Genomic DNA, 16,188 nt, shown 5'->3' with positions numbered 1-16,188 from the left:
GCCGCGGCCGGCGCCCCGCCTGCCACTTCGTGGCGGTCGCTCGCCGGCCGCCACGAGACATCCGATATCGAAAGAGAGGAAACACCGACATGCGCAGCCGACACTTCGCCACCCTGCTGCTGGCCCTGCTGCTGGGGGCCGCGCCCCTGACCGGGCTGGCCCAGGCGCGCCAGCCCCTGGACCGTATCGTGGCGGTGGTCAACGACGGCGCCATCATGGCCTCCCAGCTCGAGGACCGCTTCACCCAGACCAAGCAACAGCTCGGGGCCCAGGGCGTCGACCTGCCGCCGGACCAGGTGCTGCGCGAGCAGGTGCTCGACCGCCTGATCGTCGAGGAGATCCAGCTGCAGATGGCCCGCGAGGCCAATCTGAGCGTCGACGACACCGAGCTCAATCGTCAGGTACGGGCCATCGCCCGGGGCAACAACATGACCCTGGACCAGTTCGCCGACGCCCTGGAGGCCGACGGCCTGTCGCTCGGCGTGGTGCGTGACCAGGTGCGTCGCGAGCTTTTGATGCGCGAGCTGCAGCAGCGCCGCGTGGGCGGTCGGGTCAGCCTCTCCGAGCGCGAGGTCGACCGCTTCATCGAGCAGCAGGGCGCCGGCATGAGCCGCGATCAGGCGCGCCAGGCATTGTTCCAGCGCAAGGCCAATGACGAGATGGAAGACTGGATCCAGGAGATCCGCAGCGAGGCCTTCGTCGACGAGCGTCTCGAGCCCGGCGCATGAGCGATGCGCCCGTCATCGCCCTGACCACCGGCGAGCCGGCCGGCATCGGCCCCGAGCTCGCGGTGATGCTGGCCACCGACGGTGCCACCGGCACGACCCCGGGGCACCGCCGAGTGGCGGTGGGCGATGCCGGATTGCTCGCCGAGCGGGCCGAGGCCCTGGGGCGGGCGCTCGAGATCGTCGAGCTGGCACCGGGCGAGCCGGTGCCCGAGACCCGGCCCGGGCGCTTGCCCGTGTGGCCGGTGGCGCTCGCCGCGCCCAGTCGCCCCGGGGTGCTGGATATCCGCAACGGCGACTACGTGCTCGAGACGCTGGATCGTGCCGTCGCCGGTTGCCGGGCAGGCGAGGCCGCCGGGATCGTCACCGCTCCGCTGCACAAGGCGGTGATCCGCGAGGCCGGCCACGCCGACTTCACCGGCCACACCGAATACCTGCGCGACGCCTGCGGCGTCGACGAGGTGGTGATGATGCTCGCCACCGACCGTGCCCTGCATGCGACCGGCCCAGACTGGCAGGGCCCGCGGTCGCTGCGCGTGGCGCTCGCCACCACCCACCTGCCGCTGCGCGAGGTGAGCGACGCGGTGACGCCCGAGCGGCTGACCCGCATCCTTCGCATCCTCGACGCCGACCTGCGCCGCTGGTTCGGTCTGGCCGCGCCGCGCATCGCCGTCTGCGGCCTCAACCCCCACGCCGGGGAGGGCGGCCACCTCGGTCGCGAGGAGCTCGAGGTGATCGTGCCGACGCTCGCGGCGCTGCGTCGCGAGGGCCTGACCCTTGACGGGCCGCTGCCGGCGGATACCCTGTTCACCCCGCGCCACCTGGCCGAGGCCGACGCCGTGCTGGCGATGTATCATGATCAGGGCCTGCCGGTGCTCAAGTACGCCGGCTTCGGCCGCGCCGCCAATATCACCCTGGGCCTGCCGCTGGTGCGCACCTCGGTGGACCACGGCACCGCCCTCGACCTGGCCGGCAGCGGCCGCGCCGATCCCGGCAGCCTGGCGGTGGCCGAGGCGCTGGCCGCCGACATGGCCCGCCGCGCCGCTCGTGACTGAGCGCGGCATCCCCGATTCGAACAGAAGGACAGACGCATGGCATCCCGCCCCCAGGGTCATCGCGCCCGCAAGCGCTTCGGCCAGAACTTCCTGCGCGACCCCGGCATCATCTCGCGGCTGGTGCGCGCCATCGGCGCCCGCCCCGGCGAGCGCCTGGTGGAGATCGGCCCCGGCCAGGGCGCCCTCACCGAGCCGCTGCTGGAGGCGGCGGGCGGCCATCTCGAGGTCATCGAGCTCGACCGTGACCTGATTCCCGGCCTGCGCGTGCAGTTCTTCGACCAGCCGGGCTTCGTGATCCACGAGGGCGACGCGCTCAAGGTCGACTTCCGCGAACTGCGTGGCGATGGCCCGGCGCTGCGGGTGGTGGGCAACCTGCCCTACAACATCTCCACGCCGCTGATCTCCCACCTGCTCCAGGCCGGCGACGCCGTGGCCGACATGCACTTCATGCTGCAGAAGGAGGTCGTCGACCGCCTGGCGGCCCCGCCCGGGGGCGGCGAGCGCGGCCGCCTCTCGGTGCTGGCCCAGTACTACTGCACGGTCGAGTCGCTGTTCATCGTGCCGCCGGAGTCCTTCGTGCCGCGGCCCAAGGTGGATTCGGCCATCGTGCGCCTGACCCCCCACGCCGAGATGCCGGATGTCGCCCGCGACGAGACGCTGCTGTTCGAGGTGGTGCGCGAGGCCTTCGCCCAGCGCCGCAAGACGCTGCGCAACAACCTCAAGGGACGGATCGACGCCGTGGCCCTGGAGGCGCTCGGCATCGAGCCGAGCCGGCGGCCCCAGACCCTGAGCGTGGCGGAGTTCGTGCGCATCGCCAACCACCTGGCCGAGGAGGGCGGCGCCTCATGACGACATCGATCCTGGGCGACGATATCCATGTCGACGTGGAGCCGGCCTTCCAGGCGGACGAGTCCGCCCCCGAAGAAGAGCGCTTCGTGTTCAGCTATACCATCACCGTGCACAATCACTCCGGCCACAGCATGCAGCTGCTGGCGCGCCACTGGAAGATCACCCAGAGCAGCGGCGAGACCCAGGAGGTGCGCGGCAAGGGTGTGGTCGGCCAGCAGCCGCTGATCGGCCCCGGCCAGACCTTCCGCTACACCAGTCGGGCGATCCTCGACGGCCCGGTGGGCGTGATGGAAGGCGCCTTCACCTGCGTCGACACCGCCACCCAGCGCCCCTTCGAGGTGGCCGTCGCCCCCTTTCGGCTGGCCGGCCCCAACCAGGTGCACTGAGGCGTTCGGCGAGCGCCGCTTCACCCCCGATCTTCCAACGAGACCGCGAGGACGCGCCATGACCACCTACGCCGTCGGCGATCTCCAGGGCTGTCACGAGGAATTCGTGGCCCTGCTTGAGCGCCTCGACTTCGATCCGCGCCGTGACCGGCTGTGGCTGGCCGGCGATCTGGTCAACCGCGGCCGCGGTTCGCTGGACTGCCTGCGCGAGGTCATGGCCCTGGGCGACGCCGCCCGGGTGGTACTCGGCAATCACGATCTGCACCTGCTGGCGGTGGCTCGCGGCGGCGCGCGCCTCAAGCGCAAGGATACCCTGGACGCCATCCTCGCCGCGGCCGATCGCGAGCGCGTGCTCGACTGGCTGCAGAGCCGTCCGCTGGTGGTGCGCGACGGCGATACCCTGATGAGCCACGCCGGCCTGCCGCCCCAGTGGACGCTGGATCAGGCCGAGCCGCTGGCCGCCGAGGTGGCCGAGCGGCTCGGCGGCGAGCGTGCCGGCGCCTTCCTCGAGCAGATGTATGGCAACGAGCCGGCCCGCTGGCGTGACGACCTGGACGGCCTCGACCGCCTGCGGGCGATCGTCAACACCTTCACCCGCATGCGCTTCATCGCCGCCGACGGCGCGCTGGACTTCAGCGCCAAGGAGGGGCTCGACAGCGCGCCGCCGGGCTTCGCGCCCTGGTTCCAGTATCCCCGCGACGACGATCCGCGGCTGCTGTTTGGCCACTGGGCCGCGCTCGAGGGCGAGACGCCGGGCAGCCGGGTGCGGGCCGAGGCGCTGGATACCGGCTGCGTCTGGGGCGGGGCGCTGACCGCCCTCGACCTCGAGAGCGGCGCACGCATCAGCGTGCCCAGCCGCTACTGAATTTAGCCCTTCCTTCCTGTTGCATTCCTGGAGAACCGATGAGCTTCCAGCACCTGGACATTCCCACCCTGGCCGAGTGGCTCGACGCCGGCTCGCCGCTGACCCTGGTCGACATCCGCGATCCGGCGAGCTTCGCCGCCGGTCATATCCCCGGCTGCCGCCACCTGGACAACGACAGCGTCACGGCCCTGCTGGCCGAGGCGCCTCGCGAGACGCCGCTGGTGGTGGTCTGCTACCACGGCCACTCCAGCCAGCAGGCCGCGGCCTGGCTGGCCGGCCAGGGCTTCGAGACGGTCTACAGCCTCGACGGCGGCTTCACCGACTGGCAGCACCGTCTGCCCGAGCGCGTGGAGGCCTGAGCGTGACGACCCGCGATGCCCGCCTCGATGGCCTGACGGTCTATCGGGTCGGCGGCGCCGTGCGCGACGCCCGTCTCGGCTGGCCGGTCACCGACGTCGACTGGGTGGTGGTCGGCGCCACGCCCGAGGCCATGACCCGGCGCGGCTTCCGCGCCGTGGGCCGCGACTTCCCGGTGTTCCTGCATCCGAAGACCCACGAGGAGTTCGCCCTGGCGCGCACCGAGCGCAAGGCCGGCCACGGCTATACCGGCTTCGAGGTCCACGCGAGCCCCGAGGTCAGCCTGGAGCAGGATCTGGTGCGCCGCGACCTGACCATCAACGCCATGGCCGAGACCCCCGAGGGCGAGCTGGTCGATCCCTACGGCGGGCTTCACGATCTCGAGGCCCGGGTGCTGCGCCACGTCTCGCCGGCTTTCGTCGAGGACCCGCTGCGGGTGCTGCGCACGGCGCGTTTCCTGGCCCGCTACGCCGGGCTCGGCTTCGTGATCGCCACGGCCACCCGCGAGCTGATGCGTCGGCTGGCCGCCAGCGGCGAGCTCGGTCATCTGGTGGCCGAGCGCGTCTGGACCGAGACCGAGAAGGCGCTGGGCGAGCCCTGGCCGGACGTCTACTTCCAGGCCCTTCACGACTGCGGCGCCCTGGCGGCGCTGATGCCGGAGCTGACGGCGGACGCCGCGGCACTGGACGAGGCGCTGGGCCAGCTGGCGCGGCTGCCCGAGGACGTGGCCGATGAGGAGGCGCCGCACTGGCGCTGGGCGCGGCTGGTCGAACATCTCGACGCCGAGGCCCGCGAGCGCCTGGCCGAGCGCCTGAAGCTGCCCCGGACGCCGCGCCGGCTGGGCGATCAGGCGGCGGCGACGCGCCGGCTGATCGCCGAGGCGCGGGCGGGCGAGCTGGACGGAGCGCGGGTGATGGCCTGGCTCGATGCCGTTGGCGCCTGGCGCCAGGGCGAGCGGGTGGCCTCGCTGATCAGCCTGGTGAGCATGGAAGACGCGCGTCTGGCCGAGGACCTGGCCGTGGCCTGGCGCCTGGCGGGGCAGATCCTGCCCCGCGGGCTCGTCGAGGAGGGCTATCAGGGTCGCGAGCTGGGCGAGGAGCTGGCCCGGCGGCGCCGGGCAGCGATCGACGAGGTGCTGGCGGGCTGAGGGTCCGGTGTCCGGTTCAAGCGACCGGATAAGACGGTCGGATCAGGCGTCGAGCGGCAGGGACTTTCCGCGCCACGGGAAGTCGGCCGGCCACAGGGCCTGGTCGTCGGCCTCGAAGGCCGTCCACAGCTCGGCATAGCGCCGGCCGTCCTCGGGGTGACGGACGTCGGGCAGCAGCTCCGCCAGCGGCTTCAGCACGAAGGCGTGATGACGGATCTCGGCCCGCGGCAGCGCGACGCCATCGTGCTCGCCGGTCAGTTCGCCGACGGTGAGCAGATCGATGTCCAGGGTGCGGGGGCTGAATTTGGGGCTGTCGGCGCGGCGGCCGTTGGCGAACTCGAGCCGCTTGCACCAGGCCTGCAGCTCGCCCACCGACCAGTCGCTGTCGAACGCCGCGACCAGGTTGTAGAAGTTGCGGCCATCCTCGAAGCCCACCGGTTCGCTCTCGTAGACCCGCGACAGGCGCAGGCCATCGAAGCGCTCGGCGAGGGCGTCGAGGCAGGCGGTCAGGTGCGTCTCGCGCTCGATGTTGCTGCCGATGCTGACGGTGACCAGGGCCATCAGGTCGCGCTCCGCTCGCCGCGCTCGATGCGCACCCCGACCGCATTGGCGGCGGGCACCGCGCCCGGCTTGCGCAGGGTCAGGCGTATCCAGGCGATGCCGTATTCCTGGCGCAGGGCGTCGACCAGGCGCTCGGCGAAGGTTTCCACCAGCTCGAAGCTGTGCTCGGCCCCGAAGCGGGCGATGCGCTCGCTGATGGCGGCATAGTCGAGGGTCTGGGCGATATCGTCGTCGGCCGCCGCGGGGCGAAGGTCGGTGGCCAGCTCCAGATCCAGAACCAGGGTCTGGGTGAGGGTGCGCTCCCAGTCGTAGACGCCGATCACGGTGTCGACCTTCAGCGCTTCGATCAGTACGAGATCCATCTTGGGCTCTCCGAGCCGTGGCAAGGGGCGGCGGCAGTGCCGAATTGGGCGGCGATTGTACGCGAGGCGACCGGTCGGCGACAGCGTCGACGCTGTTCCCGCGGCATCGAGGCTGGCAGAATCGGGGCACTTTCCGCTTGAGGGTCGGCCGTGCTGAGCCAACTCGAACTCGTGCTGCCGCTGATGGCGCTGGGCTATCTCAGCGGCACCTGGCTGGGGGCGATCACGGTGTGTCGCCTGGCCGGCCGCGGCGATCCGCGCCTGGCCGGTTCCGGCAATCCCGGCTTCTCCAACGTGCTGCGCCTGCATGGGCCGCGGCTGGCCCTGGCCACGCTGCTGGTCGATGCGGTCAAGGGCATGCCGGTGCTGTGGCTCGCCATGCTGCTGGCGCTGCCGCCCTGGGGGCAGGGGCTGGTCGGGCTCGGCGTGCTGCTCGGCCACAGCTATCCGGCCTGGTATCGCTTTCGCGGCGGCAAGGCGGTGGCCAGCGCCTTCGGCGTGATGCTGGTGCTGACCCCCTGGGTGGCGCTGTGCTGCGCGACTCTGTGGTGTCTGCTGGCCTGGCGGGTGCGCACCGCGGCGGTGGCGTCACTGGCCAGCGCCGCGCTGGCCCCGCTGGCCGCGATCTGGCTGGCGCCCGACTACGTGCCGGTGGTGATCGGCTTCACGCTGCTGGTGCTGGGGCGTCATGCGCTGAATATCCGTCAGCTGGGGCGGGGCGACGAGCCGGGGTTGTAAGTCGTAAGCGCGAAGAGCGGCGCTTCGCGCCTGGAAGAACGCCCGCTTCGCGGGCTCGAGCTGGAAGCTTGAAGAAAACCCGTGACCCCATGATGGCGGGGGGGCATGCTGTCTTCCAGCTTCCAGCTTCCAGCTTCCAGCTTCCAGCTTCCAGCTTCCAGCTTCCAGCTTCCAGCTTCCAGCTTCCAGCTTCCAGCTTTCAGCGCCCGGCCGGCGGCTCGAGCCCGTCCATCGGCCAGCGCGGTACGGCCTGCATCTGCCCCACGGTGTCGTGCTCGCCGGCCAGCAGGCGCTGGGCGCCCACATAGGCAATCATGGCCCCGTTGTCGGTGCAGAAGCGCCCGCGAGGATAGAAGACCTCGGCGCTGCGCTTGGCGGTCTCGAGGCCGAGGCGCTCGCGCAGGCGGGCGTTGGCGCTGACGCCGCCGGCCACCACCAGCCGCTTGAGGCCGGTCTGGTCGAGGGCGCGGCGGCACTTGATCACCAGGGTGTCGACCACGGCCTCCTCGAAGGCGCGGGCCACGTCGGCGCGGGCGGCGTCATCGAGTTCGCCGTCGGCCTCGAGCTTGCGGATCGCGGTCAGGGTATGGGTCTTGAGTCCGGAGAAGCTGAAGTCCAGCCCTGGGCGGTCGGTCATCGGCCGCGGGAAGCGAAAGCGCGTCGGGTCGCCGGTCTCGGCCAGGCGCGCCACGGCGGGGCCGCCGGGGTAGTCCAGGCCGAGCATCTTGGCGGCCTTGTCGAAGGCCTCGCCGGCGGCGTCGTCCACCGATTCGCCGAGCAGGCGATAGCGGCCGAGGCCTTCGACCTCGACCAGCTGGGTGTGGCCGCCGGAAACCAGCAGCGCCACGAAGGGGAAGGCGGGCGGCGCGTCCTCGAGCATCGGCGCCAGCAGATGGCCTTCCATGTGGTGCACGCCGAGCACCGGGATGTCGAGTGCCCGGGCCATGCCGTGGGCGGTGCTGGCGCCGACCATCAGTGCGCCCACCAGGCCGGGGCCGGCGGTGTAGGCGATGGCGTCCAGTTCGCCACGGCTCACGCCGGCATCGCTGAGCACGGTCTGGATCAGCGGCAGCAGGCGCCGGGTGTGGTCGCGGCTGGCCAGCTCCGGCACCACGCCGCCGTATTCGGCGTGCATGGCGATCTGGCTGTGGAGGGCGTCGGCCGCGAGGCCACGCTCGGTGTCATAGAGGGCGACGCCGGTCTCGTCGCAGGAGGTCTCGATGCCCAGTACACGCATGGTCATGGCTCGGTACAGCGGAAAGGGCGCCATTCTACGCCTTTTGGTCGCTGGGCGGCAGGGGCGGGGCGCGAAACGGTTTGCATGGTCGTGGTACGACGACTAGAATGCTGTGCGCTGCAAGACTGGGTCGTGCGCCCAGGGGCAGGCTCCCTGTTTCTCCCTTCCATCGTTTCGGCCCGCATCGCGTGGTCGTCGGCGTCAGTGGGACATGGCGAGCGCCCCTGAAGGCGTGCGTTCAAACCGAACTCAAGTTTTTCAAGGTAGGTGAGTGCTTAATGCCTTCTGTTAAAGTACGCGATAACGAGCCGTTTGACGTCGCACTGCGTCGCTTCAAGCGTTCCTGTGAAAAAGCCGGTGTTCTGTCCGAGGTTCGCCGTCGCGAGCAGTACGAGAAGCCGACCGCAGAGCGCAAGCGCAAGGCGGCTGCCGCCGTCAAGCGTCACGCCAAGAAGCTTCAGCGTGAGCGCAAGCGTTTCGAACGGCTCTATTGATCCGTACTTGGGTCGGACCGCTGGCTAGCGGATCGACTCGGGAGGAGCGCCAAGCGGCCGCCGTTCGGTGGCCGCTTGTTTTTTCGCCCGTTCTCAGGGTCCTGGCTTTCAACCCATACTGGATTGCCTGATGGCCGGTCAGATCCCGCAGCGTTTCATCGATGACCTGCTGGCTCGCGTCGACGTGGTCGAGGTGGTCGGCGAGCGGGTCAAGCTCAAGAAGGCCGGACGCAATCATTCCGGTCTCTGTCCCTTTCACCAGGAAAAGTCGCCGTCCTTTACCGTCAGCGCCGACAAGCAGTTCTATCACTGCTTCGGCTGCGGTGCCCACGGTAACGCGCTGCGCTTCCTGATGGAGTACGACAACCTGCGCTTCCCCGACGCGGTGGAACATCTCGCCGCCCGGCTGGGGCTCGAGGTGCCGCGCGAGGGCGCCGACGATCCGCGGGCCCAGGCCCGCGAGCGCAAGCGCAAGGAAGGCGTCAACCTGCTCGAACTGTCGGCGAGCTTCTTTCGCGAGCGCCTGAAGATGCCCGAAGGGCAGGGCGCGCGGGAGTATATCGAGCGTCGCGGGCTGTCGCCGGAGGTCGTGCGCGACTTCGGTATCGGCTATGCCCCGGGCGGCTGGGAGTCGCTCAAGCGGCATCTCGGCGAGCAGGGCATCGCCGAGCCGGTGCAGATCGAATACGGCCTGCTGGTGCACCGCGAGGACAGCGGGCGCACCTACGACCGCTTCCGTGATCGGGTGATGTTTCCGATCCGCGATATCCGCGGACGCACCATTGCCTTCGGCGGGCGGGTGCTGGGCGATGCCAAGCCCAAGTACCTGAACTCCCCTGAGACGCCGGTCTTTCACAAGGGGCGCGAGCTGTACGGCCTCTATGAGGCGCGTCAGGCCAACCCGCGTCTCGAGCGGCTGGTGATCGTCGAGGGCTACATGGACGTGGTGGCGCTCGCCCAGTTCGGCATCCGCAATGCGGTGGCCACCCTGGGCACGGCCACCACCGAGGATCATCTCGGGCGGCTGTTCCGCATGGTCGACGAGGTGGTGTTCTGCTTCGACGGCGATCGCGCCGGCCGCCAGGCGGCGAGCCGGGCGCTGGAGACGGTGCTGCCGCAGATGATCGACGGCCGTCAGGCGCGGTTCCTGTTCCTGCCCGATGGCGAGGATCCGGATACCCTGGTGCGCCGCGAGGGTCCCGAGGCCTTCGAGGATCGGGTCACCTGTGCCAGTCCGCTGTCGGAGTTCCTCTTCGAGCAGGCCGCCGAGGGGCGCGACCTGGAGCGGCTGGAGGAGCGCGAGCGCTTCGCCAGCCGGGTGCTGGCGGCCATCGGTCGCCTGCCCGAGGGGGTGATGAAGTCGCTGCTGCTGACGGAACTCTCCCGTCGCACCGGCGTCGATCAGTCAAGCTTCGAGTCGCTGATGTCCCGCGGCGAGAGTGTCGACGAGGCGCCGACCGCGGATGTGCCGCCGGAGTGGGCGGATGAGGCGCCGCCCCGAGGCGAGGCGCCGGCGGGGGCGCGGACGACCGGCGGTCCGGCGTCCCTGGGGCAGATGGCTCGGGCGCTGCAGCTGCTGGTGCATGAGCCGTCGCTGGTCGAGCGTCTGCCCGAGGACGACGACTGGTGCGACCAGAACGATCCGGATGCCGGGCTGTGTCGCGAGGTGGTGCGCCTGCTACGGGCCGGCGGCTACCGCAGCCCTCAGGTGCTGCTGGCGCACTTTCACGGCACGCCGGAGGGCGAGCGCCTGGCGATGCTGGCCCGGCGGGCGCCGCTGGTGCCGCGCGGGCTGCTCGGCACCGAGCTCGACAACTGGGTGGCTTATTTTCAGCGCCATCGTCGGCAGCAGTCGCCGCAGGAGGCGTATGACGCCCTGCTGGCTCGAATGCAGGCCGGCGAGTCGCTGTCGAAAGAGGAGCGGCAGCGGCTCAATGCGCTGCTGATGGAGCTCAAGGGGTGAGGGTCTGAGAGAGGCGTCGATTGGCGCCGGACTTGAATTTCCGCCTACCATCACCATATAGACAGCGTCCCCTGAGCGGAACGCAACCAGACACGCTAACACACCTGAATGACCGCGCAAATACGTCGAACTGGCAAAACGGCGGTCAAACCCGCTATACTGTTCGGCTTATCGAGTTTTCTCCGCCTCAGTGCTTCAGGTGCTTCATTCTTCTTCGTCGAGATAGGGTTTCTATGGCTGGAAATGCGCAGCAGCAGTCACGTCTGAAGGAGTTGATCGCGCGCGGCAAGGAACAGGGCTTCCTGACCTATGCCGAGGTCAACGACCATCTTCCCGAGGATATCGCCGACCCCGATCAGGTGGAAGACATCATCGGCATGATCAACGACATGGGTATCAATGTCGTCGAGGAAGCGCCTGATGAAGATACCCTGATGATGGCCGATCACTCCACCGATGAATCGGCTGCCGAGGAGGCCGTGGCGGCCCTGGCGGCGGTGGAGAGCGACGTGGGCCGCACCACCGACCCGGTGCGCATGTACATGCGCGAGATGGGCACGGTCGAGCTGTTGACCCGCGAAGGCGAGATCGAGATCGCCAAGCGCATCGAGGAGGGTACCCGCGAGGTGATGTCCGCCCTGGCCTATCTGCCGGGCGCCGTGGACTCCATCCTCGAGGCCTACGATGCCACTCAGGACGAGGAGGCCCCGGGCCGCCTGTCCGACCTGTTCTCCGGCTTCATCGACCCCGACGAGGGCATCCCTGGCGTCGCCGAGGCCGATGTGCCCGAGGAGCCGGTGGTCGCCGAAGGGGCGTCCGACGAGGATGACGAGGACGCCGAGGACGAGGACGACAGCGGCGGCGGCCCGGACCCGGAAGAGGCCCGCGCCCGCTTCGAGCAGATCCGCGAGCAGAACGAGTCGGCCCGCCAGGCCATCGACGCCAACGGCCGCGGCTCCGCCCAGGCGCAGGCCGAGCTGGCCCGCCTGGCCGAGCTGTTCTCGCCGATCAAGCTGGTGCCCAAGCACTTCGAGCGCCTGGTCGGTCAGGTGCGCATCAGCGTCGAGCAGATCCGGGCCCAGGAAAAGGCCGTGATGCAGCTGTGCGTCAAGAAGGCCAAGGTGCCGCGCAAGACCTTCATCAAGGCCTTCCCCGGCAACGAGTCGCGCCAGGACTGGCTCGACGACTTCATGGCCGAGCAGACCAAGTACGCCGACAAGCTTGCCGTCTTCAAGGGCGACATCCAGCGCTCCCAGCGCAAGATCGCCTTCGAGGAAGAGATGATCCAGCTGCCGGTGACCGACATCAAGGAGGTCAACCGTCGGCTGTCCATCGGCGAGGCCAAGGCGCGTCGCGCCAAGAAGGAGATGGTCGAGGCCAACCTGCGCCTGGTCATCTCGATCGCCAAGAAGTACACCAACCGCGGCCTGCAGTTCCTGGATCTGATCCAGGAGGGCAACATCGGCCTGATGAAGGCCGTGGACAAGTTCGAGTACCGCCGCGGCTACAAGTTCTCGACCTACGCCACCTGGTGGATCCGTCAGGCGATCACGCGCTCCATCGCCGACCAGGCGCGCACCATCCGTATCCCGGTGCACATGATCGAGACGATCAACAAGCTCAACCGCGTCTCCCGCCAGATGCTGCAGGAGATGGGGCGCGAGCCGACGCCGGAAGAGCTGGGCGAGCGCCTCGAGATGCCGGAAGACAAGGTGCGCAAGGTCCTGAAGATCGCCAAGGAGCCGATCTCCATGGAGACGCCCATCGGTGACGACGACGATTCGCACCTCGGCGACTTCATCGAGGACGGCACCATGGTGCTGCCGATCGACTCGGCCACCGGCGAGGGCCTGATCGAGGCCACCCGCAACGTGCTCGGCGGCCTGACCGCCCGTGAGGCGAAGGTGCTGCGCATGCGCTTCGGCATCGACATGAACACCGACCATACCCTCGAGGAGGTCGGCAAGCAGTTCGACGTGACCCGCGAGCGGATCCGTCAGATCGAGGCCAAGGCGCTGCGCAAGCTGCGTCACCCGTCCCGTTCCGAGCCGCTGCGCTCCTTCCTCGACGAGTGATCGTCGACCGGGCCGGCCGTTCGCCGGCCCCGGCATTCCTTGCATGAAATGCCCCGCCTGAAACGACGACGCCCGCGGCCATGGCCGCGGGCGTCGTCGTTTGTGCTGCCGGTCGGGCTCGGTCCGGGTCTTACCCCCGGCCCTGAAGCCGCTGCTGCCGCCAGCGGCGGGCCAGCAGCAGCAGCTCGATCATGGCGATGCACATCAGGGTGTAGCCGAACAGTTCGGTGACCTCCTCGGCGGCGTCCTTGAACACGCGGACGTAGTGCTCGCCGAGGACGGCCTTCCACATGTCGCCGCGGCCGTAGAGGCGCGAGAACACGTAGGTGCCGAGGAAGCCGGCGGCGAACAGGCCGCCGGAGAAGGTCATGGCATAGCGCTCGAGCTCGGCGGCGAAGGCGCGGCCGTGGCGGATCACCACGAACAGGATCGGCAGCACCAGCAGGCTGACCAGGATCTGCCAGGCGCCGTCGAAGACGTACTCGTCCAGCCAGGCGTCCTGTTCGCGGATCAGCGATGCGCCGAGCAGGCCGATCAGCAGCAGGGTGAGGTGCGGCAGGCGGTCGTCCAGGCGGCGGGCGATGAGTGCCATGATCGTGCCGGTCAGCAGCAGCAGCGACTGCAGGGGCTCGGTGAGGCCTCGTTCGGTGAAGCGCAGGTCCGGCATGTGCGTGGCTTCGAAGAGCACGATCTCGAGCAGCGCGGCAATCAGCAGCATGTAGCCGAAGCCGCGCAGGCACAGGTAGCGGAAGGCGATTCGGTCGGCGGAATGTTCGGGCATGGTCAGGCTTCTGTCGGAAGAATATTGAGTCAGCTAATTATACGTCTTGAGAGAGGTCGCTGTCTGCCACCACCGGGTGACGCGACGGGTGCTGGCGTCGCGCCTCCTCCAGCAGCCAGTCGTGGACCGCACAGATCCGGCGATCGTCCAGCGAGCCCGCGGCATGCACGATACCGTAGTGCATGCCGGTCGCCACGCGCTGGTCGAACGGTGCCACCAGGGCGCCGGTGTCCAGCTCGCTGGTGATCAGCGTCTGGCGCGCGATGGCCACGCCCATGCCGGCCAGGGCCGCCTCCATGGTCAGGTGGTTGCGGTTGAAGGTGTAGCCGCGCCGCACGTTGACGTCCGGGGCGCTGATGGCCTGCAGGTAGTGCTCCCATTCGCCATAGTCGTGGCTGCCGCGCCAGGCGGTGACGTCATGCAGCAGCGGGTACCAGGCCAGATCCTCGGGGCGGCGCAGCGGCGGACGGCCGCGCATCAGCGAGGGGGCGCAGACCGGGAAGATGGTCTCCTCCATCAGCGGCGTGATCGACATGCCCGGATAGTGGCCGTCGTTGAGGTCCAGCGCCAGATCGAACTCGCCCTCGCGCAGCGAGATGCTGCTGTCCTCCGAGAGGATATGCAGTTCGATGTCGGGGAAGCGCGCCTGCAGGCGCGGCAGCCTGGGCATCAGCCACTTGTTGAGGAAGGAGGGCACCACGCGCATGCGGATGATGCCGCTCATCACGCCGCTGCGCAGCCGCTTCACCTCGAGCCCCACGGCCTGGTAGGCCTCGTCGACCACCGAGGCCAGTCGCCGGCCTTCCTCGGTGAGCGCCAGGCAACGCGGCAGGCGGCGGAACAGCTTGAAGCCAAGGCGATCCTCGAGCTGCTTGATCTGCTGGCTGACGGCGCCGGTGGTGACGTGCAGCTCCTCCGCCGCCCGGGTGAAGGAGAGGTGGCGGGCGCTGACCGCGAAGACCTTCAGCCAGGCGTGGGTCTGGGCATTGAGGAGTCGGCTCATGGTTTAGTCATTCTATAGCGTGGGCGAGATATTCTGGATTGCCGTGATGGGAGAGTCGCGACAACATTAAGGTCCAAGGCAAACGAAAGCCAGTTGGCTTTAGTGTAACTGACAACAAGACGGCGTCGGTACGTTCCGGCCCCGCCCGAGGTCCTCCCCATGTCCATCAGCGTCTTCGACCTGTTCAAGATCGGCATCGGCCCTTCCAGCTCGCATACCGTCGGCCCGATGCGCGCGGCTTACGACTTCGTGCAGGAACTGCGTCGGCAGGACCTGCTGGAGCGGGTGGCACGGGTCGAGGTGCATCTGCACGGCTCGCTGTCATCCACCGGCCAGGGGCACGGCACCGATCAGGCGACCATCATGGGCCTGATGGGCGAGCGCCCCGAGTCGATCAACCCGGACATCGTCACGCCCTGCATCGAGGAGCTGCTGGAGTCCCAGACCCTGCTGCTCGACGGTCATCTGGCGATCCCCTTCCTGTGGGCGCGTGACCTGCAGTGGCACGACGAGAGTCTGCCCTACCATCCCAACGCCATGACCCTGGTGGCCCATGGCCACTCCCAGGAACTGTACCGCAACATCTTCTATTCCGTGGGCGGTGGCTTCGTGGTCGACGAGGCTCAGGCGGCCAGCGGCGAGCTCGACAGCGACACCACCGCGCTGCCCTATGACTTCAACTCCGCCGGCGAGCTGCTGGCGCTGTGTCGCCTGCACGACATGCGCATCAGCGAGCTGATGATGGAGAACGAGAAGGCCTGGCGCAGCGAGGCCGAGATCCGCGCCGGGCTGTGGCGCATCTGGGAAGCCATGCAGGACTGCGTGCAGAAGGGCTTCGAGGGCGAGGGCGTGCTGCCCGGCGGGCTCAACGTCAAGCGCCGCGCCGGCGCCCTGCATCGCCGCCTCGAGGCCGTCGAGGATGACGGCAGCCTGATCGCCTCGACCTTCTCCGCCATGGACTGGGTCAACGTCTTCGCCCTGGCGGTGAACGAGGAGAACGCGGCCGGCGGGCGCATGGTCACCGCACCGACCAACGGCGCGGCCGGCATCATCCCGGCGGTGCTGCACTACTACATGAAGTTCCAGCAGGGCGCCGACGAGCGCTGCGTGGTGGACTTCCTGCTCACCGCCGGCGCCGTGGGGATCCTGTGCAAGAAGAACGCCTCCATCTCCGGCGCCGAGGTCGGCTGCCAGGGCGAGGTGGGCTCGGCCTGCGCCATGGCCGCCGCCGGTCTCACCGAGGTGCTGGGCGGGACCCCCGGCCAGGTGGAGAACGCCGCCGAGATCGGCCTGGAGCACAACCTTGGCCTGACCTGCGACCCCGTGGGCGGCCTGGTCCAGGTGCCCTGCATCGAGCGCAACGCCATCGCCTCGGTGAAGGCCATCAACGCCACCCAGATGGCCCTGCGCGGCGACGGCGAGCACTTCATCTCGCTGGACAAGGCGATCCGCACCATGCGCGATACCGGCGCCGACATGCAGGAGAAGTACAAGGAAACCTCCAAGGGCGGTCTGGCGGTCAACGCCATCGAATGCTGAATCAGTCTCTTTGTCGGGCGGCGGGTGTCGTCCTTGCCGGCGCGCCACTCG

General features: G+C 69.2%; 17 protein-coding genes. 12 read left to right on the top strand and 5 right to left on the bottom strand.

Going from position 1 to position 16,188, the window contains the following annotated elements; translation table 11 throughout:
- Nucleotides 1-89 precede the first annotated feature (89 nt).
- The 7 genes from QWG60_RS13110 to QWG60_RS13080 are packed head-to-tail and all read left to right on the top strand — an operon-like array spanning nt 90 to nt 5,384.
- On the top strand, nt 90-728 hold the full coding sequence (locus QWG60_RS13110) for a SurA N-terminal domain-containing protein (protein ID WP_035596593.1): 639 nt from the start codon (nt 90-92) through the stop codon (nt 726-728).
- Nucleotides 725-1,780, top strand: coding sequence for a 4-hydroxythreonine-4-phosphate dehydrogenase PdxA (gene pdxA, locus QWG60_RS13105; protein WP_107181544.1), 1,056 nt, complete (start codon nt 725-727; stop codon nt 1,778-1,780). The genes QWG60_RS13110 and pdxA overlap by 4 nt, the downstream gene beginning before the upstream one ends.
- A 36-nt stretch (nt 1,781-1,816) precedes the next feature.
- Nucleotides 1,817-2,629, top strand: a complete 813-nt coding sequence (gene rsmA, locus QWG60_RS13100) for a 16S rRNA (adenine(1518)-N(6)/adenine(1519)-N(6))-dimethyltransferase RsmA (protein WP_107181545.1) — start codon at nt 1,817-1,819, stop codon at nt 2,627-2,629.
- Complete coding sequence (apaG, locus tag QWG60_RS13095; RefSeq protein WP_173835016.1) at nt 2,626-3,015, top strand: Co2+/Mg2+ efflux protein ApaG; 390 nt, start codon at nt 2,626-2,628, stop codon at nt 3,013-3,015. The genes rsmA and apaG overlap by 4 nt, the downstream gene beginning before the upstream one ends.
- 58 nt (nt 3,016-3,073) lie before the next feature.
- On the top strand, nt 3,074-3,880 hold the full coding sequence (locus QWG60_RS13090; RefSeq protein ID WP_146910296.1) for a symmetrical bis(5'-nucleosyl)-tetraphosphatase: 807 nt from the start codon (nt 3,074-3,076) through the stop codon (nt 3,878-3,880).
- Between the two features lie 38 nt (nt 3,881-3,918).
- Complete coding sequence (gene glpE, locus QWG60_RS13085; protein ID WP_016853711.1) at nt 3,919-4,239, top strand: thiosulfate sulfurtransferase GlpE; 321 nt, start codon at nt 3,919-3,921, stop codon at nt 4,237-4,239.
- Between the two features lie 2 nt (nt 4,240-4,241).
- On the top strand, nt 4,242-5,384 hold the full coding sequence (locus QWG60_RS13080; protein WP_146910293.1) for a polynucleotide adenylyltransferase: 1,143 nt from the start codon (nt 4,242-4,244) through the stop codon (nt 5,382-5,384).
- Nucleotides 5,385-5,426: 42 nt separating this feature from the next.
- On the opposite strand, the gene folK is transcribed toward QWG60_RS13080, so the two are convergent.
- Nucleotides 5,427-5,945, bottom strand: a complete 519-nt coding sequence (gene folK / locus QWG60_RS13075) for a 2-amino-4-hydroxy-6-hydroxymethyldihydropteridine diphosphokinase (protein WP_146910291.1) — start codon at nt 5,943-5,945, stop codon at nt 5,427-5,429.
- On the bottom strand, nt 5,945-6,307 hold the full coding sequence (folB, locus tag QWG60_RS13070; protein WP_146910289.1) for a dihydroneopterin aldolase: 363 nt from the start codon (nt 6,305-6,307) through the stop codon (nt 5,945-5,947). Before folB ends, folK begins: the two co-directional genes overlap by 1 nt.
- A 150-nt stretch (nt 6,308-6,457) precedes the next feature.
- Between folB and plsY the strand changes: the two genes are divergently transcribed.
- On the top strand, nt 6,458-7,045 hold the full coding sequence (gene plsY / locus QWG60_RS13065) for a glycerol-3-phosphate 1-O-acyltransferase PlsY (protein ID WP_016853715.1): 588 nt from the start codon (nt 6,458-6,460) through the stop codon (nt 7,043-7,045).
- Nucleotides 7,046-7,244: 199 nt separating this feature from the next.
- On the opposite strand, the gene tsaD is transcribed toward plsY, so the two are convergent.
- Nucleotides 7,245-8,282 carry a tRNA (adenosine(37)-N6)-threonylcarbamoyltransferase complex transferase subunit TsaD gene (gene tsaD / locus QWG60_RS13060; protein ID WP_146908484.1) on the bottom strand — a complete coding sequence of 346 codons (1,038 nt, stop codon included), beginning with the start codon at nt 8,280-8,282 and terminating at the stop codon, nt 7,245-7,247.
- A 278-nt stretch (nt 8,283-8,560) separates the two neighbouring features.
- Here tsaD and rpsU point away from each other — a divergent pair, with 278 nt between their 5' ends.
- The 3 genes from rpsU to rpoD all read left to right on the top strand — a co-directional run bounded on the left by rpsU (nt 8,561) and on the right by rpoD (nt 12,814).
- Nucleotides 8,561-8,776 (top strand): 30S ribosomal protein S21, encoded by a 216-nt coding sequence (gene rpsU, locus QWG60_RS13055; protein ID WP_013333229.1) that lies wholly within the window; start codon nt 8,561-8,563, stop codon nt 8,774-8,776.
- Between the two features lie 130 nt (nt 8,777-8,906).
- Nucleotides 8,907-10,739 (top strand): DNA primase, encoded by a 1,833-nt coding sequence (gene dnaG / locus QWG60_RS13050; protein ID WP_035597904.1) that lies wholly within the window; start codon nt 8,907-8,909, stop codon nt 10,737-10,739.
- 233 nt (nt 10,740-10,972) lie between these two features.
- Complete coding sequence (rpoD, locus tag QWG60_RS13045; protein WP_035597907.1) at nt 10,973-12,814, top strand: RNA polymerase sigma factor RpoD; 1,842 nt, start codon at nt 10,973-10,975, stop codon at nt 12,812-12,814.
- 130 nt (nt 12,815-12,944) lie between these two features.
- Here rpoD and QWG60_RS13040 read toward each other — a convergent pair whose 3' ends face one another.
- Together QWG60_RS13040 and QWG60_RS13035 are read right to left on the bottom strand one after the other, a co-directional pair.
- A complete protein-coding gene (locus tag QWG60_RS13040; protein ID WP_146908481.1) occupies nt 12,945-13,595 on the bottom strand; it encodes a hypothetical protein in 651 nt (216 codons plus the stop codon).
- Between the two features lie 37 nt (nt 13,596-13,632).
- Complete coding sequence (locus QWG60_RS13035) at nt 13,633-14,598, bottom strand: LysR substrate-binding domain-containing protein (protein ID WP_046078196.1); 966 nt, start codon at nt 14,596-14,598, stop codon at nt 13,633-13,635.
- Nucleotides 14,599-14,757: 159 nt separating this feature from the next.
- Here QWG60_RS13035 and QWG60_RS13030 point away from each other — a divergent pair, with 159 nt between their 5' ends.
- Nucleotides 14,758-16,137 (top strand): L-serine ammonia-lyase, encoded by a 1,380-nt coding sequence (locus tag QWG60_RS13030; RefSeq protein ID WP_035597913.1) that lies wholly within the window; start codon nt 14,758-14,760, stop codon nt 16,135-16,137.
- Nucleotides 16,138-16,188 lie beyond the last annotated feature (51 nt).

This window comes from Halomonas halophila (genome assembly GCF_030406665.1).
Taxonomy (GTDB): domain Bacteria; phylum Pseudomonadota; class Gammaproteobacteria; order Pseudomonadales; family Halomonadaceae; genus Halomonas; species Halomonas halophila.
This window is presented reverse-complemented; position numbering and strand designations above follow the sequence as displayed.